The sequence below is a fragment of the Mycolicibacterium grossiae genome, from assembly GCF_008329645.1.
GTDB lineage: Bacteria > Actinomycetota > Actinomycetes > Mycobacteriales > Mycobacteriaceae > Mycobacterium > Mycobacterium grossiae.
Genome location: NZ_CP043474.1, coordinates 1,124,062 through 1,146,499, shown reverse-complemented (window position 1 = coordinate 1,146,499; position 22,438 = coordinate 1,124,062). Strand labels below are relative to the sequence as shown.

Below are 22,438 nucleotides of genomic sequence, written 5' to 3'. Positions count from 1 at the left end.
CACGCGTCCGGGCCTACTCGTCATCGTCGTCGAACGCCGCCAGCAGGTCCTGCAGGTCCATGTCCTCGATGCTCTGCGCGCGCGGCTCGCCGTCCTCGCCGCCCGGCGCGGCGTCGCCGCTCTGGCCGGCCAGGTTGAGCAGCATGTCGAGCACGCCCGCCTGCCGCAGCCGCTTGATCGGGATCGACGACACCACGCGCTGCAGCTCGGCGTCGACGGCGCTGACCTTCGCGTCGTCGTCGGCCGACTCGCCGCCCAGCTGCGTGCGGAAGTACTCCGCCAGCGCCGCGGGGTTGGGGTAGTCGAAGATCAGCGTCGGCGACAGCGTCAGACCCGTCGCGGCCTTGAGCCGGTTGCGCAGCTCGACCGCGGTGAGCGAGTCGAAGCCGTGGTCCTGGAACGCCAGGTCCGCACCGATCGCGTCCGCCGACGGCAGCCCCAGCACCGTCGCCATGTGCGAGCGGACCAGGTCCAGCAGCACCGCGTGCTGCTCGTCGGCGGGCAGGCCGGACAGGCGCGCGGTGAGCGCCGAACGGGACTGCGCCGCGGCCAGCGAGTCGCCGACCTGACGACGCGCCGGACCCGAGATCAGGTCGACGAACATCGGCGGCAGCGTTCCCGCCGAGGACTTGGTCCGCAGCGCCGCGCGGTCGATCCGCGCGGGCACCAGGAACGGCTCGTCGACCACCAGCGCCTGATCGAACAACGTCAGCGCCTCCTCGACGGACATCGCGAGGATGCCGTCACGCGCCAACCGCGCGATGCCCGCGTCGTCGAGGCCGCCGGCCATGCCGGACGCCTGATCCCACAGACCCCAGCCCAGCGACATCGCGGGCAGACCCAGCGACCGCCGGTGGGTGGCCAGCGCGTCCAGGTAGGCGTTGGCCGCCGAGTAGTTCGCCTGACCGGAACCGCCGACCAGACCCGCCATCGACGAGAACAGGACGAATATCGACACGTCCAGGTCGCGGGTCAGCTCGTGCAGGTTGTCCGCGGCGTCCACCTTGGCGCGCAGCACCGTGTCGACGCGCTCCGGGGTGAGCGACGTGACGACGGCGTCGTCGATGACGCCCGCGGTGTGGAACACCGCCGACAGCGCACGCGGATGGTCGATCTCGGCCAGCACCTTGCCCAGCGCGTCGCGGTCGGCGACGTCGGCCGCCACCACCCGCACGCTGGCACCGGCGTCGGTGAGTTCGGCGACCAGCTCGCCCGCACCCGGTGCGTCCGGACCGCGGCGCGACACCAGCAGCAGGTCGCGGGCACCGTGCCGGGCGACGACGTGCCGGGCGACGGCCGCGCCTGCCATGCCGGTGCCGCCGGTGATCAGCACGGTGCCGGTGGCCCACGCGTCGGGCATGGTCATGACGACCTTGCCGATGTGGCGGGCCTGGCTCAGGTGGCGCAGCGCCGCCGGCGCCCGGCGGACGTCCCACGTGTCGACCGGTAGCGGCTTGAGCACGCCGGTGCGGCTGAGTTCCGCGACGCCCGACAGGATCCGGGCGACGCCGTCGGCGCCCGCCTCGAACAGGTCGAACGCCCGGTACCGCACGCCCGGGTGGGCGGCGGCCACGGCGTCGGCCTCGCGCATGTCGGTCTTGCCCATCTCGAGGAACCACCCGCCGCGCGACAGCAGCCGCAGCGACGCGTCGACGAACTCGCCGGCCAGCGAGTCGAGCACGACGTCGACGCCGCTGCCGCCGGTGACGGCCAGGAACTTCGCCTCGAACTCGGTGGTGCGCGAGTCACCGATGTGGTCGTCGTCGAAGCCCATGGCGCGCAACGTGTCCCACTTGGGCCGGCTGGCGGTCGCGAAGACCTCCAGGCCCCAGTGCCGGGCCAGCTGCACCGCCGCCATGCCGACACCGCCGGTGGCGGCGTGGATGAGCACCTTCTGCCCCGGGGCGACCTCGGCGATCTGCCGTAGCGCGAAGAACGCAGTGGCGAAGCCGACGGTGAAGCCCGCCGCCTGCGGATCCCGCCAGTCCGACGGCACCGGCAGCACGACGCGGGCGTCGGTGGTGGCCACCGTGCCGGTGCCCTCAGGGAACAGGCCCATGACGCGGTCGCCGACGGCGACGGTCGTCACCCCGGCGCCGACCTCGGTCACCACGCCGGTGGCCTCGATGCCCATCTGCGCCTCGCCGGGGTACAGGCCCAGCGTGATCATGACGTCGCGGAAGTTGGCCGCGATTGCCCGGATCGCCACCCGCACCCGGCCCGCCTCCAGCGGCGCGTCGGCGTCGGGGATCGGCTCGAGCGTCAGGTCCTCGAACGTGCCGCCCGACCCGCCGACCGCGAGCCGCCACGGCGCGTCGTCCGGCGGCGGGGTGAGCAGCGACTCGGTGGCCCGGCTCGGCACCACGCGGGCGTGGTGCAGGACGCCGGAGCGCAGCACCACCTGCGGTTCGCCGGAGGCCACCAGGGTCGCCAGCAGGTCCGCGTCGAGCGGCAGCGAGTCGTCGGTGTCGAGCAGCACCACGCGGCCGGGATGTTCGGTCTGCGCGGCCCGGACGAGACCCCACGCTGCCGCGCCGGCGAGGTCGACGTCGGTGCCCGAGGACACCGCGCCGCCGGTGCCCGAGGACACCGCGCCGCCGGCGCCCGAGGACACCGCCACGGCACCGCGGGTGGCCACGACCAGCGTCCCGGACTGCTCCTCGGTGAGCCACGACTGCATGCGCGCCAGCACCTCGTGGGTGGCGGCGTACACACCGGGCACACCGGATTCGGCTGTGCCGGGAAGCAATTCGTAGACCGGGATCTCGGCGTCGGCCGCCGCCGCGGTGGGATCGGGCACCAGCGTCGACCACACCACCTCGAACAGCTCGCCGCTGGTCCGGGCGCCGACCGCCGCGGCCAGCTGCGCCGCAGTCACCGGCCGGGCGACCATCGCGCCCACCGACAGCACCGGCAGGCCGAGGCCGTCGGCCAGGTCGATCGACATCGAACTCGGGCCGGTCGGCGCGATGCGTGCCCGCACCGCCGACGCGCCGGAGGCGTGCAGCGACACCTTCTGCCAGGAGAACGGCAACGCCAGTTCGTCGGAGTCCATGCCCAGGATGACGGCGTGCAGCGCACCGTCCAGCAGGGCCGGGTGGACGCCGAAGCCGGTGACCGACAGGTCCTGGGACGCCTTCACCTCGGCGAAGATCTCGTCGCCGCGCCGCCACATCGCCGTCAGGTTCTGGAACGCCGGGCCGTACTGGTAGCCGCGCGCCGCGAGCACCTCGTAGGCCTCGGCGACGTCGACCTCGCGTGCCCCGACCGGCGGCCACACCGCCAGGTCACTGGCCGGCGTGCCCGCCTCGGTGACCAGTTCGCCCTCCGCGTGCAGCGTCCAGGCGGAGCCGTCGCCGTCGGGCTTGGAGAAGATCGACACCGTGCGGGCGCCACCGTTGTCGGGTGCGCCGACGACGACCTGCACCGCGACGCCCTCGGCCGGCAGCACCAGCGGCGCGTGCAGCATCAGCTCTTCGACGCCCGCGCAGCCCACCTCGTCGCCCGCGCGGATCGCCAATTCGACGAAGCCGGCACCGGGGAAGAGCACCACGTCGGCCACCGCGTGATCGCTCAGCCAGGGCTGCGTGGTGGTGGTCAGCCGGCCGGTGAGCACCACGCCGCCGGATTCGGGCAGCTCGACCACCGCACCCAGCAGGGCGTGCTCGGTGTCGCCGAGGCCCAGTCCCAGGGCGTTGGTCGCACCGGAGCCGTTGCCGGACAACCAGAACCGGCGGCGCTGGAAGGCGTACGTGGGCAGGTCCACCAGGCGGCCGCCGGCGCAGACGTCGCGCCATGCCACCCGTCCACCGGACACGGCGTACTCGGCCAGTGCGGTGAGCAGCGTCGCCGGCTCGGGGCGGTCCTTGCGCAGCACCGACGCGGTGAGCGGCTCGGCGGCGGGGTCGCGCTCGGCGAGCGTCTGCGCGATCGACGCGGTGAGCCCACTCGCGGAGCCCAGCTCCAGGAAGCGGGTCACGCCGGCCGCCGCCAACGTCCGTACGCCGTCGGCGAACCGGACGGCCTCGCGGATGTGGCGCTGCCAGTAGGGCGAGGAGCCGAAGTCCGGACCCGCGACCTCACCGGTGAGGTTCGAGATCACCGGGATCGTCGGTGCCGCGACGGACATGCCGCTCGCGAGGGTGTTGAACTCCAGCAGCATCGGCTCCATGAGCGCCGAGTGGAACGCGTGCGAGACCGCCAGGCGGTGCGTGCGGCGGCCCTGCTCCTTGAGGGCGTCGGCGACCTCGGTGACCGCGTCCTCCGGCCCGGAGACGACGACCGACCCCGGGGCGTTGACCGCGGCGATCGACACCTCGGTCGCCCCGCGCGCCTCGAGCAGTCGAGCGACGTCGGCCTCGGTGGCCGCGATCGCCACCATCGCGCCGCCGGCGGGCAGGCGCTGCATCAGCCGGCCGCGGGCCACCACCAGTGCGGCGGCCTTCTCCAGCGACAGGACGCCCGCGACGTGCGCGGCCGACAGCTCGCCGATCGAGTGGCCGATGAGGTAATCCGGTCGCACGCCCCACGATTCGAGCAGGCGGAACAGTGCCACCTCGATCGCGAACAGCGCCGGCTGGGCGAACTCGGTGGTGTCGAGCAGCGCGTCGTTGGCGCCCCACATCACGTCGCGGACCGGACGCAGCAGGTGCCGGTCCAGCTCGCGTGCGCACGCGTCGAACGCCTCGGCGAATACCGGGTGCGCGGCGTGCAGCTCGCGGCCCATGCCGAGGGCCTGCGAGCCCTGGCCGGGGAACACGAACGCGGTCTTGCCGGGTGCGCCGGCGCGGCCGCGGACGACGCCGTCGAGCGCGTCGACCCCGTCGGCCGTGATGGTGCGCAGGCCGTCGAGCAGCGCGTCGCGGTCGGCGCCGAGAACGACGGCGCGGTGGGCGAACTCGGTACGGCCGCCCAGCGTCCAGCCGACGTCGAGGGCGTCGAGGTCCGGATGCGCGGCCACGTGCTCGGCGAGGCGAGCCGCCTGCGCGGCCAGGGCCTCGGGCGTCTTGGCCGACAGTGCCCACGGCAGCACCGGCGGGTGCTGGTCGACGACCACCGGCTCGGAGGGCGCCGCCACGGGTGGCGCCTCCTCGATGATCACGTGGGCGTTGGTGCCGCTGATGCCGAACGACGAGACCCCCGCGCGGCGCGGGTGGCCGTTGGCCGTCCACGGCCGGGCCTCGGTGAGCAGCGCGATCGATCCCATCGTCCAGTCCACGTGCGGGCTGGGCTCGTCGACGTGCAGCGTGGCGGGCAGCAGGTCGTGGCGCAGCGACTGGATCACCTTGATGATGCCCGCGACGCCCGCGGCTGCCTGGCTGTGGCCCATGTTCGACTTGATCGACCCCAGGTACAGCGGCTCGGAACGGTTCTGGCCGTAGGTCGCCAGCAGCGCCTGGGCCTCGATCGGGTCGCCGAGGGTGGTGCCGGTGCCGTGCGCCTCGACGGCGTCGACGTCGGTGGGGCTGAGCCCGGCGTTGGCGAGCGCGGCCAGCACCACCCGCTGCTGGGACGGGCCGTTCGGGGCGGTGAGGCCGTTGGAGGCGCCGTCCTGGTTGATCGCCGAGCCGCGCACCACGGCGAGCACCGGGTGGCCGTGTCGCTGGGCGTCGGAGAGACGCTCGACCAGCAGCACGCCGCCGCCGTCGGCGAAGCCCGTGCCGTCGGCCGCGCCGGCGAACGACTTGCACCGGCCGTCCGGCGCCAGGCCGCGCTGCCTGCTGAACTCGACGAAGACGTCCGGCGTCGCGTTGATGGTGACACCGCCGGCCAGGGCCAGGTTGCACTCGCCGAGGCGCAGCGCCTGCACCGCCATGTGCAGCGCCACCAGGGACGAGGAGCACGCGGTGTCGACCGACACCGCCGGACCCTCGAGACCCAGCACGTAGGACACCCGGCCGGACGCCACGCTGGACGCCTGGCCGGTGAGCCGGAAGCCCTCCGCGCCGTCGGCGCCGATGCCGTAGCCCTGGGCGTACACGCCGGCGAAGACGCCGGTGGACGTGCCGCGCAGGGACGCGGGGTCCATGCCGCCGCGTTCCAGTGCCTCCCAAGCCAGTTCGAGGAACAGGCGCTGCTGGGGATCCATCGCGAGCGCCTCGGTGGGGGACACCCCAAAGAACGCCGGATCGAAGTCCGCGGCGTCGTAGAGGAAGCCGCCGGTGTTGGCGTACGACGTGCCCGCGGCATCGGGATCGGCGTCGAACAGGCCCGTCAGGTCCCACCCGCGGTCGGACGGGAAGTCGGAGATGACGTCACGGCCCTCGGCGAGCATGTCCCACAACGCCTCCGGTGTGTCGGCGCCACCGGGGTAGCGGCAGGCCATGGCGACGATCGCGATCGGCTCGTCGACCACCGACAGCGCCGTCGGGGTCGAGGCGAGCACGGGGGCGTCGCCGGCCAGCTCGGTGCGGATGTAGCCCGCCAGCGCGGCCGGGGTCGGGTAGTCGAAGATCAGCGTCGGCGACAGCGCCAGGCCGGTCGCGGTCTTCAGCCGGTTGCGCAGCTCGACGGCGGTCAGCGAGTCGAACCCGTGGTCGGAGAACGCGAGTTCGGCGGCGATCGAATCAGGGTCGGTGGTGCCGAGCACCGTCGACATGTGCGAGCGCAGCAGGTCGAGGATCAGCGCCTGCTGCGCCTCCTCGCCCAGGCCCGCGAGGCGTTGCGCCAGCGCCGACTTCGACTTGGCGGCTACCAGCGAGTCGTCGACCCGGCGGCGGGTCGACGCCGACGCCAGCGCGCTGAACATCGGCGGCAGCACGCCCTGAGCCGACCGGGCGCGCAGGGCGCTACGGTCGATGCGCGCGGGCGCGAGCAGCGGGTCACCGACCACCAGCGCGGCGTCGAACAGCGCCATCGCGTCGTCACCGGACAGCGCGAGGATGCCGTCGCGGCCGAGCCGCGACAGGTCGGCGGTGTCGAGGTGGCCGGTCATGGCGCTGGCCTGGTCCCACAGGCCCCACGCCAGCGAGGTGGCGGGCAGGCCGTGTGCCCGGCGGTGCGCGGCGAGGCCGTCGACGAACGTGTTGGCCGCGCAGTAGTTGGCCTGGCCGGCCGAGCCGACCACGCCCGCCATCGACGAGAACAGCACGAAGGCAGCAAGATTCGCGTCGCGGGTCAGCTCGTGCAGGTTCCAGGCGGCGTCGACCTTGGCCCGCAGCACCGGGGCCACCCGCTCCGGGGTGAGTGAGGAGACCACGGCGTCGTCGAGCACACCGGTGGCGTGCACGACGGCCGACAGCGGCACCTCCACGTCGGCCAGCACCGCGCGCAGCTGCTCGCGGTCGGCGGCGTCGGCGGCCACCACGCGCACGTCGGCGCCGGCGGCGGTGAGGTCGGCGACCAGCTCGGCCGCACCCGGGGCGTCCGCGCCGCGGCGCGACACCAGCAGCAGGTGGCGGGCGCCGTGGCGGGTGACGGCGTGCCGCGCGACGGCCGCGCCTGCCATGCCGGTGCCACCGGTGATCAGCACCGTGCCCGCGGCCCAGGCGTCGGGGAACGTCATGACGATCTTGCCGATGTGGCGGGCCTGGCTGAGGTGCCGCAGCGCCGCGGCGCCGCGCCGGATGTCCCACGTGGTCACCGGAAGCGGGGTCAGGACGCCGGTCTCGAACATCTCGGCCAGTTCGAGGATGTACTCGCGCATGCGGGGCCGGCCGGGCTCGAACAGGTCGAACGCCCGGTACCGCACACCGGCGTGGGCGGCGGCCACGGTGTCGGCATCGCGGATGTCGGTCTTGCCCATCTCGAGGAAGACGCCGCCACGGGGCAGCAGGCGCAGCGACGCGTCGACGAACTCGCCGGCCAGCGAGTCGAGCACCACGTCGAACCCGCGACCGCCGGTCACCTGGAGGAACTTCTGCTCGAACTCCAGCGTGCGCGAGTCGCCGATGTGGTCGTCGTCGAAGCCCAACGCGCGCAACGTGTCCCACTTGCCGCGGCTGGCGGTGGTGAACACCTCCATGCCCCAGTGCCGGGCCAGCTGGATGGCGGCCAGGCCCACGCCGCCGGTGGCGGCGTGGATGAGGATCGACTGGCCGGGCCGAACGTCGGCCAGCTCCTTGAGCCCGTAGTAGGCCGTGGTGAACACGACCAGCGCCGCGGCGGCCTCCGCGTCGGTCCAGCCGGTCGGGACGGGGGTCACCAGCCGGGCGTCGGCGGCGACGAGCGTGCCGGTGCCCTCCGGGAACAGGCCCATCACCCGCTGGCCGACGGTGAGGTCGGTGACGTCGGGGGCGACCTCGGTGACCACGCCGGAGCCCTCGCTGCCGATCAGCGCGTCGTGGGTGAACATGCCGAGGGTGATCATGACGTCGCGGAAGTTGGCGGCGACGGCGCGCATCTCGACCCGGATGTGGCCCGGCGGCAGTGGCGCACCGGCATTCGGCACCTCGATCAGCGCCAGGTCCTCGAACGTGCCGGCCGTGGTGACGCCGAGGCGCCACGGCACGCCCTCGGGCGGAGTGAGGACGCCGTCGGTGCCGCGGCTGCGCGCCACGCGCGGGGCGTGCAACGCCCCGGCGCGGACCACGACCTGCGGCTCGCCGGTGCCGAGCACCGTGGCGAGATCCCAGTCGCCGTCGGCGTCGACGAGCACAAGGCGCCCCGGGTTCTCGGTCTGTGCGGCGCGGACCAGGCCCCAGACGGCGGCACCCGCCAGGTCGGTGACGTCGGCGCCCGGCAGCGCGACCGCACCGCGCGTGACGACGACCAGCGTGCCCGGCTCGGCGAGCGCGGACTGCACGCGGGCGAGTGCGGCGGTGGTGGCGTCGCGCACCGCGGCCGGCAGATCGTCGGAATCGACGGCCGCCGAGGTGGATTCGTACACCGTCACGCCGTCGGTCGAGCCGGCGGTGTCCGGCGTCGGTACGGCCACCCAGTCGACCTCGAACAGCTCGCCCTCGGCGCGCGCGGTGGCACTAGCGATCTGGTCGGCGCTGACGGGCCGGGCGGTCATTGTGCCCACCGAGAGCACCGGCAGACCAAGGCCGTCGGCCAGTTCGATGGCCACCGAATGGGTTCCGGTCGGCACGATCTTGACGCGCGCGGCCGAGGCGCCCGCCGCGTGCAGCGTGACGCGCTCCCAGGAGAACGGCAGCGCGAGCGTGGCGTCGTGGGGCCCCGCCGCCGCGAGCGCGGCGAGGGCGATGGGGTGCAGCGCCGCGTCGAGCAGCGCCGGGTGCACACCGTACTCACCGGCCGAGAGTTCCTGCGGCAGCGCCACTTCGGCGTACACCTCGTCGCCGCGGCGCCACATCGCGGTCAGGCCGCGGAACGCCGGGCCGTACTGGTAACCGCGCGCACCGAGGGTGTCGTAGGCGTCGGCGACGTTCACCGCCACCGCGCCGGCCGGCGGCCACGCCGACAGGTCGGCACCGGTCGCGGTGTCGGCGGAGACGGTCGCCTCGGCGTGCAGCACCCAGTCGCCGTCCTCGCTCGGACGCGAGAACACCGACACCGCACGGGATCCGGAGTCCTGGGCGGGTCCGACGACCACGCGCAGCGGAACCCCCGTCGGCGGCACCACCAGTGGCGCCTGCAGCGTGAGCTCGTCGACCGACCCGCAGCCGACCTCGTCGCCGGCCCGGATGACGAGGTCGACGAAGCCGGCGCCGGGGAACAGCACCGTGCCGCCGACGGCGTGATCGGGCAGCCAGGACTGGGTCGCCGCGGACAGCCGTCCGGTAAGTAGCACCTGTCCGGTGTCGGGGACCTCGACGACGGCGGTCAGCAGCGCGTGCGCACCGCCGGCCAGACCGAAACCGCTGGCGTCGCCGGTGCCCGCACCGCCGCCGGAGAGCCAGAACCGGCGGCGCTCGAAGGCGTAGGTGGGCAGGTCGGCGAGCGCACCGCCCGGGCAGGCGTGCCGCCAGGCGACCGGCATTCCGGCCACCCAGCCCTGGGCGGCCGAGGCGAGGAACCGGTCCAGGCCGCCGTCGTCGCGGCCGAGCGACGGCACGACGATCGGCTCGGCGCCCTCGACGGCGTCGGTGACGGTGTCGTCGATGCCGGCGATGAGCACCGGGTGCGGGCTGGCCTCGACGAAGGCGCGGTAGCCGTGCCGGCACGCGGTGCGGACGGCCTGGTCGAACTCGACGGTCTGACGCAGGTTGCGGTACCAGTACTGCGCGTCCAGGTCCGCGGTGTCCATCGACTCACCGGTGACGGTGGAGATGAACGCCGTGCGCACCGAACGGGGTTCGACGTCGGCGAGCGCCTCGATCAGCTGCTCGCGGATCGCCTCGACCTGCGCCGAGTGCGACGCGTAGTCCACGTCGACGCGCCGGGCGCGGATCTCCAGCGCCTCGCACTGGCGGATGAGGTCGTCGAGCCCGGCGGTGGCGCCGGACACCACGACCGCCGAGCGACCGTTGATCGCCGCGATGCTCAGACCCTCGATGCCCAGCAGCAGTTCGCGCGCCCGATCGGCGCTGCACGCCAGCGACACCATGCCCGCCGCACCGGACAGCGAGACGAGCAGCTTGCTGCGCAGCGCCACCACGCGGGCGGCGTCGCGCAGGGACAGCGCACCGGCGACGTAGGCCGCGGCGATCTCGCCCTGGGAGTGGCCGATGACGGCGTCGGGCACCACGCCCAGCGATCGCCACAGCCGCGCGAGCGACACCATCACGGCGAACAGCACGGGCTGCACCACGTCGACGCGGTCGAGGCCCTCGCCGGTGCGCAGCACGTCGGTCAGCGACCAGTCCACGAACTCCCCGAGCGCCGCCTCGCAGGCGGCGATCTCCTCGGCGAACACCGGTGCGGCATCCAGCAATTCGACGCCCATGCCCACCCACTGGCTGCCCTGGCCGGGGAACACGAACGCGGTCTTGGCCGTCGGGGTGGCGTGCCCGGTGACGGCGTGCGCGGGCGCCTCGTCGGCGTCGGCCAGCTCGGTGAGCCCGGCCAGCAACGCCGCGCGGTCACCGCCGAGCACCACTGCGCGGTGCTCGAAGGCGGCGCGCCCGGACAGGGTGTGGGCGACGTCGAGGTCGGTGACGTCGGGGTGCTCGGCGAGGTGTGCCGACAGGCGCGCTGCCTGCCCGGCCAGCGCGCCCGGCGTCTTGGCCGACAGCACCCACGGCAGCACCGCGGGCAGTGCCGGGGTGGTCGCGTCGGCGCTCTCGGCGGGCGCCGGCGCCTCCTCGATGATGACGTGCGCGTTGGTGCCGCTGATGCCGAACGACGACACGCCGGCCCGGCGCGGCGCCGTGCCCGCGGGCCACGGCTTGGCGTCGGCCAGCAACTCGACCGCACCGGCCGTCCAGTCCACGTGCGGGCTCGGGGCGTCGACGTGCAGGGTCTGGGGCAGCACGTCGTTGCGCATCGCCATGATCATCTTGATGACGCCGGCGACGCCCGCGGCGGCCTGGGTGTGGCCCATGTTCGACTTGATGGACCCGAGGTAGAGCGGCTGCTGCCGCTCCTGGCCGTAGGTGGCGAGCAGCGCCTGCGCCTCGATCGGGTCGCCCAGCGGGGTGCCGGTGCCGTGGCCCTCGACCACGTCGACCTGCGCGGTGGTCAGGCCGGCGTTGGCCAGCGCGGCGCGCACCACGCGCTGCTGCGACGGGCCGTTGGGGGCGGTGAGCCCGTTGGAGGCGCCGTCCTGGTTGACTGCGGAGCCGCGCACCACGGCCAGCACCTGGTGGCCGTTGCGCAGCGCGTCGGAGAGGCGCTCGACCACCAGCACGCCGCCGCCCTCGGCCCAGCCCACGCCGTCGGCCGCACCGGCGTACGGCTTGCACCGGCCGTCCGGCGCCAGGCCGCGGTGGCGGCTGAACTCCACGAAGATCGTCGGGGTGGCGTTGACGGTGACACCGCCGGCCAGCGCCATGTCGCACTCGCCGAGCCGCAGCGCCTGCACGGCCTGGTGCAGCGCGACCAGCGACGACGAGCACGCGGTGTCGACCGAGACCGCTGGGCCCTCGAGACCCAGCACGTAGGCCACGCGGCCGGAGGTGACGCTCGAGGTCATGCCGGTCAGGCGGTACCCCTCGATGGCGTCGTCGCTCATGCCGTAACCGCCCGCGATGACCCCGGCGAACACGCCGGTCGAGCTGCCGCGCAGTGAGTGCGGGTCCACCCCGGCACGCTCGAGGGCCTCCCAGGACAGCTCGAGCAGCATGCGCTGCTGCGGGTCCATGGCCAGCGCCTCGTTGGCGGCGATGCCGAAGAACGGGGCGTCGAAGTCGGCGACGCCGTCGACGAAGCCGCCGGAGCGCGCGTAGGACTTGCCGGGGGCGTCGGGATCGGGGTCGAAGAGGCTCGCGACGTCCCAGCCGCGGTCGTCGGGGAGGTCGGTGATGACGTCGCGGCCCTCGGCCACCATCCGCCACAGGTCCTCGGGCGAGGCGACGCCACCGGGGTACCGGCAGGCCATGCCGACGACGGCGACCGGCTCACCGGACCGCTCGAGGAGCGCACGGTTCTGGTTCTTCAGCCGCTCCACCTGGACGAGCGCCTTGCGGAGCGCCTCGGTCGCGTGCTCGAGTTGATTGACCATGCGGTGCCATCCCTATTAGTCAGCCCACTGACGTTGGGCCTGCCGTTCACCCGCCCGGGAGACGGCGCTGAGGTACTCGGCGCCGAGCCTGGTACGGATGCGCTGATGCGGCGCCTGACCTGCCCGATCCTGGTCGGTCCGGCCGAGACGCCACCGTGCCCACCGCGACGTCGATGTCACGGTGCCGTACTGCCCCCGACGCAGTCGCGCTGCACGGCGGACCGTCGCCGCAGTGTGTTCTGCCGCACGGCCCGCGCGTCGCGCATGGGTGACCATATCCGACGTCGGCCACATCGCGAGTGTCGTGTGGCCGGACGGCCGTGCGCACCGGCGGGGGTTTCGTACACTCGGGCGACCAGTCGACCGGCCCCAGCCCGGTCCCCGGCGGTGGAGGTGGTGATGACGGTGCACGCAGCGCACCGACCCGTCCACCAGGGGCATCGGGTGCTGGTGCTCGACGCGCACGCCGACTTCGACCGCACCGTCGTCGGGGCCAAGGGCCGCGGCCTGGCCGAGATGGCGCGCCTCGGGCTGCCGGTTCCGCCGGCCTTCTGCCTGACCGTCGAGTGGGGTCCCGCCGTGGCCGCCGATCCCGCGGCCGTCGTCGACGCCGCCTGGGACGACGTGCTCGGCGGACTCGGTTGGCTGCAGGGCCGCACCGGCGCGACGTTCGGCGGCGGCGCCCGCCCGCTGCTGGTCGCGGTGCGCAGCAGCGGTGCCACGTCCATGCCCGGGATGCTCGAGACCGTGCTCGACGTCGGCGTCGACGCCGCCGTGGCCGACGCGCTGGGCGCCGCCCACACACCGGATTTCGCGCACGACACCGTCGAGCGCTTCCGGCGCGGCTACCGCCGGGCCGTGCACGCCGCGCCGCCAGAGCAGCCGTACGCGCAGCTGCGGGCCGCCATCGAGGCGGTCCTGGCGTCGTGGTCGTCGCCGCGGGTCACCGCGTACCGCCGCCACCACGGGCTGTCGGAGCCGGGCGCCGTCGCGGTGCTGGTGCAGGCGATGGTGTTCGGCAACCTCGACACCCACTCGGGCACCGGCGTCCTGTTCACGCGCAATCCCGCGACCGGCGCCCGGGAACCGTTCGGCGAATGGCTGCCCACCGGCCAGGGCGACGACGTGGTGTCCGGGGTCACCGACTGCCAGCCGATCGAGGCGCTGCGCCGGGCGCTGCCGCACGTACACGCCGAGCTGCTGGAGGCCGGGCGCCGCCTGGAGACGCACGCCGCCGACGTGCAGGACATCGAGTTCACCGTCGAGCGCGGCAGGCTGTGGCTCCTGCAGTCGCGGGTGGCGCAGCGCTCGCCGCGCGCGGCGGTCCGGCTCGCGCTGGACCTGCACGACGAGGGGCTGATCGACGACGCGCTGGCGCTCGCCCGGGTGACGCCCGCCCAGTTGCGCGCCGCGATGGCCACCACGCTGGCGCCCGAGACACGGCAGGCCGCCGAGCTGCTCGCCACCGGGCTGCCGGCCAGCCCCGGTGTCGCGTCCGGGGTGGTGTGCACCACCAGCGACGCGGCGGCCGACGCCGCCGACGAGGGACGCGACGTGGTGCTCGTCCGCCCGACCACCAGCCCCGACGACATGGCCGGCATGGTCGCCGCGCGGGCCGTGGTCACCGAGGTCGGCGGCGCCACCAGCCATGCCGCGATCGTCGCCAGGGAGCTGGGCCTGCCCGCCGTGGTCGGGTGCGGCAGCGGGCTCGGAGAGCGGCTCGACGGGCGGACCGTCACCGTCGACGGCGATACCGGCGAGGTGCGCGACGGGGCGCTGCCGCTGTCGGCGTGGTCGGCCGACGACACCCCCGAACTCCATCGGCTGACCGACCTCGCCCGCCGGGTCAGCCCGCTGCGGGTGCACGACGCGGGCCCGCACCCCGCCGTCGCTGCCACCGAGAGCGCCGTCGCGGCGGCGCTGGGGCAGGGATGGACCGACGTCGTGTCCTCCGACCCGCTGGTGGCCACACTGATCGCCGCACGGGGCCGACGGTGACCGACGACCTCGCGGTGCTGCAGATTATCCGGCTCAAGGGCCGCGTCGCACCCGCCGACCTCGGCGTCGTACTCGGCGCGGACTGCGTCGCCGTCGTCGAACGCCTGGTGGTCGACGGCGTGCTCGCCGGCGGGCCGGCCGTCCGGCTGGCGTCGGAGGGCCGCACGCGCCTGACCGAACTGCTCGCCGCCGAGCGCGCCGCCGTCGACGCGGATGCGGCCGCCGACGTCTACGCGGACTTCGTCCCGATCAACGCCGACTTCAAGGCGGCGCTGTCGACGTGGCAGCTGGTCCGCGAGGAGGGCACCCCGGCCGCGGCCGCCGAGGTGCTGGCCCGCGTCGAGGACGTGCACGCCCGGGTGGTCCCGGTGATCGCGGCGGCAGCCGGCCTGGTCGGTCGGCTGGCGCGCTACGCCGACCGGTTGGCCACGGCGCTGCGGCTGGCCCGCGAGGGCGATCTGACGTGGCTGAGCCGTCCGCTCGTCGACTCGTACCACACCGTGTGGTTCGAGCTGCACGAGGAACTCATCGGGCTCGCCGGACGCACCCGCGACGCCGACTGACCGGCCATCCGGCGAACGGATTCGACGAGTGTGCCGATTTCCGACGTGGTCTTGAAAACGATGGCGCACGCTGGATCTCGCTCGTCGTCGTGAAAGGACCGTTGCGCTGCAGTTCATCGCCCGTCTGGCGCTCGCCGCGCCACGACTGATCCTCCTCGCTGCCGCCGTGGTGGCCATCGCCGCCGGCGTCTACGGCATCCACGTGACGAAGTCGTTGTCGGCCGCCGGCTTCCGCGATCCCGGCGCCGAGTCCTCCCGGGTGGCCGACCTGATGGCCGACCGCTTCGGGCAGGGCGACCTGCAGATGGTGCTGACCGTCGACGCCGCGGCCAGTCCCGGCGGCGCTCGCGGCGCCGCGGCGCAGGCCGTCGGCCACGACGTCGTCGACGGCGTGCGGGGCTACCCGTTCGTCGCCACCGTCGCGTCCCCGTGGACGGTGCCCGCGGCGACGGCCAACGCGCTACTCAGCTCCGACGGCAGCACCGGCCTGGTGGTGATCGGGATCGACGGCGACGGCAGCGACGCTCAGCGGCACGCCGGGGAACTCGCCGAGCGGTTCGCCGGTACCCGGGGCGACGTCACCGTGACCGCGGGTGGCCCGGCGATGGCCTACGTCGAGGTGAACCGGCAGTCCGAGCGCGACCTGCTGACGATGGAGGCGCTGGCGCTGCCCTTCACCTTCCTCATCCTCATCGGGGTGTTCGGTGGGTTGCTCGCCGCGGCCATTCCCCTGGCCGTCGGGATCTGGGCGATCGTCGGGTCGACGGCGCTGCTGCGGCTGCTGACGGCGGTCACCGACGTGTCGACGTTCGCGCTGAACCTGACCATCGCGATGGGGTTGGCGCTGGCCGTCGACTACACGCTGCTGATCGTCAGCCGGTTCCGCGAGGAGCGCGCGGCCGGCGCCCCGGTCGAGGCCGCGCTGTGCCAGACCATGGCGACCGCCGGGCGGACGGTGGTGTTCTCGGCGACGACGGTCGGCCTGTCGATGGTCGCGCTCGCGCTGTTCCCGATGTACTTCCTGCGCTCCTTCGCCTACGCCGGCATCACCGTGGTGGCGCTGACTGCGCTGGCGGCGCTGGTGATCGCCCCGGCGGCGATCGTGGTGCTGGGCGACCGGCTCGACGCGGTGGACCTGCGCCGGTATGCGCGGCGGGTGCTGGGTCGGCCCGGCGCGGCGCGCACCGTGGACGACACGTTCTGGTACCGCACCGCGCGATTCGCGACGCGGCGGGCGGTGGCGGTGGGCATCGGGGTCACCGTGCTGCTGCTGACCCTCGGAGCGCCGTTCCTGGACGTCAAGTGGGGTTTCCCGGACGAACGGATGCTGCCGGCCTCGGCGTCGGCCCGCCAGGTGGGCGACCAGCTGCGCACCGAGTTCGGCTACGACCCGTCGACGGCGATGACGATCGTCGTGCCGGACGCCGATGACGTTGCCGCAGTGGAGATGTCGCGGTTCGCGCGCGACCTGTCCGCCACCTATTACGTGACGTCGGTGTCGGCGCCGACCGGGACGTTCGTGTCCGGGGCCCTGCGGGGGCCGCCGTCGGCGCCGACCGGGGTGGCCGACGGCAGCGCGTTCCTCACCGTCACCTCCACGGCGCCGGTCGTCACCGACGAGACGCCGAGCCCGCTGGACTGGATGCGCTCGGTGGTCGGACCGGACGGCCGCCCGTTCCTCATCGGCGGCATCGCGCAGGTGACGCACGACAACGCCGAGGCCATCAGCTCACGACTTCCGTTGGTGCTGTTGGTGATCGGCGCCATCACGTTCGGGCTGCTGTTCCTGCTCACCGGCAGCCTGCTGCTGCCGATCAAGGCCGTCGTTCTCAACGTGCTGTCGCTGACGGCGACGTTCGGGGCGCTGGTGTGGATCTTCCAGGAGGGGGCGCTCGGGGCGCTGGGCACCACGGCGACGGGATCGCTGGTGGCGCACGTGCCGGTGCTGTTGTTCTGCATCGCCTTTGGCCTCTCGATGGACTACGAGGTGTTCCTGCTCAGCCGCATCCGGGAGTACTGGTTGGAGGGTGGTCGGCGGACCCGGGCCGACAACGACGAGGCGATCGCACTCGGTCTGTCACGCACGGGGCGCATCGTCACGGCGGCCGCGCTGCTGATGGCGGTGTCCTTCGCCGCGCTGATGGCGTCCGAGGTGTCGATCATGCGGATGTTCGGGCTGGGGTTGACGCTGGCGGTGCTCGTGGACGCGACGCTGGTCCGGATGCTGCTGGTGCCTGCCTTCATGCACCTGATGGGGCCGCGGAACTGGTGGGCGCCGGACGGGATGCGCCGCTGGCACGACCGCTTCGGGCTGCGCGAGTGCGGCCCGGTCCGCCTGCGCGCCGCGCGTGGCCGGCACCGCATGCCGTCGGAGATGGTGCGGGTCCGGCACTAAAGATCGCCGGGTGTTCGGCCGTCGAGTGTGAATCTCACGACGCAAAACGGGGTTTATCCGTCGCCAGATGCACACTCGGCGTCGACAGCGATGCTCAGCCCGCGGGCGCGGGCGCGGGGAACGGCAGCGTGATCGGCGCGAGCCCGGGGATCTGCAGCACGTTCGGCGGCGGTTCGGTCGGCTCGGGCGGGATCTCCGACGCGGGCGGGCCGGGCGGCGGCCCGAGCGGGGGCTCGGTCGGCGTGGGCTGCACCGACGACGACGGCACCGACGACGTTGGCACCGACGACGACGTGGGGGCCGGGGACTCCGTCGACGACGGCGGAGTGGACGGGGCCGGGGCCGAGGACGACGTGGGCGCGGGTGCCGATGGTTCCGGGGCGGGCGTGGCGGCCGACGCCGGCGGCACCGCGGTCGGAGCCGGCGTGGCCGGTGCCGCGGTCGTGGACGACGGGGTGGCGGGCGGGGGAGCGGCAGGCGCCGGCCCCGCGTCCTGTCGGCCGAAGCGCCCCACGAGCGGCTGCCACTCCGGCCCGGCCGCGCGGCTGACGTTGCACGACACCTGGCGGCTGCCCGCCGCCCAACTCGCCCGGGCGACCGGCACGAAGGCCGCGACGAGGCCGGCGGTGCTCAGCCCGCCCGGCGCGAGGTAGGCGTCGGCGATGCGGGTGCACTCCTCGCGCAGCAGCGCCTCCTGCGCGGCGTCGGCGGGGTAGGCCTCGCCCAGGCGCTCGCCGACGTTTACCGCGCCGGCCACCTCGGCGGCGTGCGGCTGCGCGCAGTCGACCGGTGCGTCCGCCGACGGGGTCACGGGGTCTTCGGCACTCGCGGCGCCCAGGCACGTTCCCGGTGGCCACACCCTCGACTGGTCCAGCTCGGCGACCTGCCCCGAGCAGCTGCAGCCCGCACAGCAGGTTGCGGTCCTCCGGCTTGGCGGCCGCATCGCCCGCCCACAGCACGCTGCTGGTGAATCGGCTGTTCGGGTCGTAGCGCGGCCCGAGGTACTCGCTGACGGCGCGCTGGCACGGCTGGGCGAACTCGTTCATCGGCACCGACGAGGCCACCTCGAACACGTGGTCGCTGGTGCATTGCACGAACGACGGCTTGTCCGGCTCGTTGGGCGGCCAGTTCAGGCAGGTGCCGGTCTGCGCGTTGGCGAACACCTTGGCGGCGCGGCTGTCCCGGTTCGGATCGCGCACCGCCGATTCCGGCGACGCCAGCTGGAACACGGCGGCGACGATCAGTCCGATGAGCGCCAGACCCAGCGCCGCACGCTTGTTGGTGCGAGTCTGGGAATCCCCGCACGGGCCGGACCGCTCGGCCGGTTCCCGGCCGAGGGCGGCCAACGCGCTGTCGAGGTCCGAACCCGTCACGGCCGGTCACCGCGCGCGGCACCACGCCAGCCGAGTTTGCTAGCCACGGTCGAAGCTTGGCACGAGTCACCACGGCGTGCCATGCGGAGCGACCGCATCGTGGCGGGGTCGGCGCTCGATCGTTACTTCAGCAGCGGATCGCGCGGCAGCCCGAGGATCCGTTCGGCGATCGTGTTGCGCGTGATCTCCGACGTCCCGCCCGCGATCGTCATGGCCCGGTTCCCCAGGTAGGTGACGGCGAGTTCGGGGAACCGTCCGGTGACGGCACCCACCCCGGCCAGGTCCATGCCCAGTTCGGTCAGCCGCTGCGACTGTTCGGCCAGCACCAGCTTGGTGACGTTGCCCTCCGGCCCGGGTTCGGCTCCGGAGATCGCCCGCGTCACCCGACGCAGGTTGAGCAGCCGCAGCGTGTGCGCCTCGGCGATCACCTCGCCGGCCCGACGGACGTAAGCCGCCGCCGTCTCCGGCGCGACACCGTCCAGCAACGCGACGAGGTCGTCCACGGTGAAACCGGTCGGCGCCGAGGAGCCGCCGCCGATCGAGATGCGTTCGTTCCCGAGCGCCGCGCGCGCGACGAGCCAACCGCGGTTCACGTCACCCACGACGTCGGCGTCCGGTACGAACACGTCGTCGAAGAAGACCTCGTTGAAGTGCGCGTGCCCGGTCATGCCGCGCAACGGGTTCACCGTGACGCCGGGCGCGCTCATGTCGATGGCCATCATCGTGACGCCGGCGTGCTTGGCGGCGTCGGGATCGGTACGCACCGTCGCCAGTCCCCACTGGCACTGGTGCGCGAGGCTCGTCCACACCTTCTGGCCGGTGACCCGCCACCCGCCGTCGACGCGGACCGCGGCCGTCCGCACCGCAGCGGCGTCGGAGCCCGCACCCGGCTCGGAGAACAACTGGCACCACATCACCTGGCCGCGCAGCACGGGTTCGACCCAACGTTCCCGCTGCTCGTCGGTGCCGGCCTGCGCGATGGTCAGGGTCACCCAGCCGGTGATCCCCAGGTCCGCCCGCTCGACGCCGGCGAATTCCTCCTCGATGACCAGCTGTTCGAGCACGTCGGCGTCGCGTCCCCACGGACGGGGCCAGTGCGGCACCAGATAGCCGGAGTCGACGAGGGCGTCGCGTCGCGCCTGCTCCGGCAGGGACCGCAGCGTCGCGACGGCGTCGCGGGCCGCGGCCCGGAACGCGTCGGCCTCCGGCGGCAGCGTGAACGACGCGCCGGCGGCCCGGCCGGTGCGCCGGCCGGCGACGACGTCGAGCAGGGGATCGCCGGCGTCGGCGATCAGCGCGGCGAGCGTGCGGGCGCGACGCAGATACAGATGGGCATCGTGTTCCCAGGTGAAGCCGATCCCGCCGTGCAACTGCACGTTCAGCTCCGCGTTGGCGACCTGCGCTCCGATCGCGTGCGCGGCGGCCACCGCGGCGGCGAACCACGCCCCGTCCAGGTCGTCGGCGCGGGCGGCGTCCCAGGCCGCGGCGGTCGCCTGCTCGGCGGCCACCAGCATGTTGGCGGCGTGGTGCTTGACCGCCTGGAACGTGCCGATCGTGCGGCCGAACTGTTCGCGGACCATCGCGTAGTCGACCGCCATCTCCAGTGTCGCCCAGCTGATTCCGACGGCCTCGGCCGCCGCCAGGGTGCGGAACGCGCTGCGGGCCCGCTCGGCCGCGCCCGGAAGAACCCGCTCGCCGGCGACGGCTGCGCCGTCGAGCGTCACCGTGCCGATGCTGCGGGTGGTGTCGAGCGCCTCGCAGGACGTGACGACGACGCCCTCGGCACCGGCGTCGACGACGACGACGTCGCCGCCCGCGACGAGCACCAGCACGTCGGCGTCCGGGGCGCCGAGCACCGCCGCGCACTCGCCGTGTGCCGTCCCGCCGTCGACGGTCACCGAACCCGACGTGCCGAGCGCCGCGACGCGCGACCCGTCGGCGAGTCCGGGCAGCAGGGCGCGGCGCAGCGTCGCCGATCCGCTCGCCCCGATGACGGCGGCCGCGGACACCGTCGGCAGGAACGGCCCGGGGCACAGGTGTCGCCCCAGCACCTCCAGCACCACCGCCACCTCGGCCAGGCCGAAGCCCGAGCCGCCGTACTCCTCGGCGACGGCGAGACCCTGCCAGCCGAGGTCGGCCGCGGCCTGCCACACCGCGGCGGGGTGGGTGGGTCCACCGTCGAGCGTGGCGCGGGCGCCGCCGCGGGCGTCCAGGCGTTTGAGCTGGCCTGATGCCGAGTCGGCGAGGGCGCGGTGCTCGTCGGTGATGGCCAGGGCGGAGGTGCTCACGACAGCGACTCAAGCACGAGTTCGGTTCGCAGTAGACACATTTCCGAAGTCGTCGATTACCGACGAGCCACGGGGGTACGCTCGCGCCCATGCCCAGTCGCCCGGACACCCGCCATCCCGGACCGACGCTGACGACGCGTCTGCGTTGGCTCGCCACGGCGGGGCCGTCGGACTACCTGCTCGCGGCCAGCGTGGGCGCGGCGTCGCTCCCGGTGATCGGCAAGCGCCTCGAACCGCTCGGCGGTCTCACCGCCATGAGCATCTGGGGGATCCGGCACATGCCGGACTTCCTGAGCGCGGCCGCCAAGTCGCTCGTCACGCCGAACGACGGCGAACTGCGCAAGCGCGAACGCGATTCGGCGAACGCGGTGGCCCAAGCCGCGCTGCGCGGTGCGGTGAACGCCGACGCCCTGGACGAGGAATGGCCCGCGCCGGACGGCACGCCGCCGGTGTGGCGCGCGTTCGAGCACCGCCGCAACGTGTACCGCTCGTCGGTGCGCTACGGCGACAGCCCGGCGCAGGTGCTCGACGTGTGGCGCCCGAAGGAACTCCCCGCGCAGCCGGCGCCGGTGCTGCTGTTCGTCCCGGGCGGCGCCTGGGTGCACGGCAGCCGCATCCTGCAGGGCTACGCGCTGATGTCGCATTTGGCCGAGATGGGCTGGGTCTGCCTGTCCATCGACTACCGCGTGGCCCCGAATCACCGGTGGCCGCAACACCTCACCGACGTCAAGACGGCGATCGCCTGGGCGCGGGCCAACGTCGACCGGTTCGGCGGCGACCGCAACTTCCTCGCCATCGCCGGGTGCTCGGCCGGCGGTCACCTTGCGGCGCTCGCCGGGCTGACGCCCAACGACCCGGAGATGCAGGAGGACCTGCCCGCCGGTGCCGACACCTCGGTGGACGCGGTCGTCGGCATCTACGGCCGGTACTGCTGGGAGGACCGCTCGACCGTCGAACGGGACCGGTTCGTCGACTTCCTGGAGCGCGTGGTGGTCAACCGCACGATCGCCGACGACCCCGAGCTGTTCCGCAAGGCCTCGCCGCTCGCGCAGGTCAACGCCGACGCGCCGCCGTTCCTGGTGGTGCACGGCGCCGGTGACAGCGTCATCCCGGTCAAGCAGGCCCGCGACTTCGTCGAGGCGCTGCGGCGCACCTCGCGCGCGTTGGTCGGCTACGTCGAGCTGCCCGGCGTGGGCCATGGCTTCGACATGACCGACGGCCCCCGCACCGGAGCCATGGCGAGGGCGATCGGACTGTTCCTCGAGCAGGTTCGCCGAAACCACGCGGTGATGGGCGACAAGCAGGTTGTATAGCCT

The 22,438-nt window shown here is 73.9% G+C and carries 6 protein-coding genes and 1 pseudogene; 4 read left to right on the top strand and 3 right to left on the bottom strand.

Annotated elements, in window-relative coordinates:
• Positions 1–13: 13 nt before the first annotated feature.
• A complete protein-coding gene (locus tag FZ046_RS05540; protein ID WP_149484203.1) occupies positions 14–12,505 on the bottom strand; it encodes a type I polyketide synthase in 12,492 nt (4,163 codons plus the stop codon).
• Between the two features lie 444 nt (positions 12,506–12,949).
• Here FZ046_RS05540 and FZ046_RS05535 point away from each other — a divergent pair, with 444 nt between their 5' ends.
• From FZ046_RS05535 to FZ046_RS05525, 3 genes are all read left to right on the top strand, one after another.
• Positions 12,950–14,503 (top strand): pyruvate, phosphate dikinase, encoded by a 1,554-nt coding sequence (locus FZ046_RS05535; protein ID WP_070356263.1) that lies wholly within the window; start codon positions 12,950–12,952, stop codon positions 14,501–14,503.
• Positions 14,500–15,066 carry a hypothetical protein gene (locus FZ046_RS05530; RefSeq protein ID WP_070356261.1) on the top strand — a complete coding sequence of 189 codons (567 nt, stop codon included), beginning with the start codon at positions 14,500–14,502 and terminating at the stop codon, positions 15,064–15,066. Before FZ046_RS05535 ends, FZ046_RS05530 begins: the two co-directional genes overlap by 4 nt.
• Before the next feature lie 106 nt (positions 15,067–15,172).
• Positions 15,173–17,461, top strand: coding sequence for an MMPL family transporter (locus FZ046_RS05525; protein WP_070356262.1), 2,289 nt, complete (start codon positions 15,173–15,175; stop codon positions 17,459–17,461).
• 94 nt (positions 17,462–17,555) lie between these two features.
• On the opposite strand, the pseudogene FZ046_RS27630 reads toward FZ046_RS05525, so the two are convergent.
• Positions 17,556–18,555, bottom strand: a pseudogene (locus FZ046_RS27630) (septum formation family protein).
• A 401-nt stretch (positions 18,556–18,956) separates the two neighbouring features.
• Positions 18,957–21,122, bottom strand: a complete 2,166-nt coding sequence (locus FZ046_RS05510) for an acyl-CoA dehydrogenase family protein (RefSeq protein WP_149484201.1) — start codon at positions 21,120–21,122, stop codon at positions 18,957–18,959.
• Between the two features lie 89 nt (positions 21,123–21,211).
• Here FZ046_RS05510 and FZ046_RS05505 point away from each other — a divergent pair, with 89 nt between their 5' ends.
• A complete protein-coding gene (locus FZ046_RS05505) occupies positions 21,212–22,435 on the top strand; it encodes an alpha/beta hydrolase (RefSeq protein ID WP_070354437.1) in 1,224 nt (407 codons plus the stop codon).
• Positions 22,436–22,438: the final 3 nt, after the last annotated feature.

Coding starts and splice junctions, on each gene's coding strand:
- FZ046_RS05540 (WP_149484203.1), bottom strand. CDS start 12,505: ATGGTCAATCAACTCGAGCACGCGACCGAGGCGCTCCGCAAGGCGCTC.
- FZ046_RS05505 (WP_070354437.1), top strand. CDS start 21,212: ATGCCCAGTCGCCCGGACACCCGCCATCCCGGACCGACGCTGACGACG.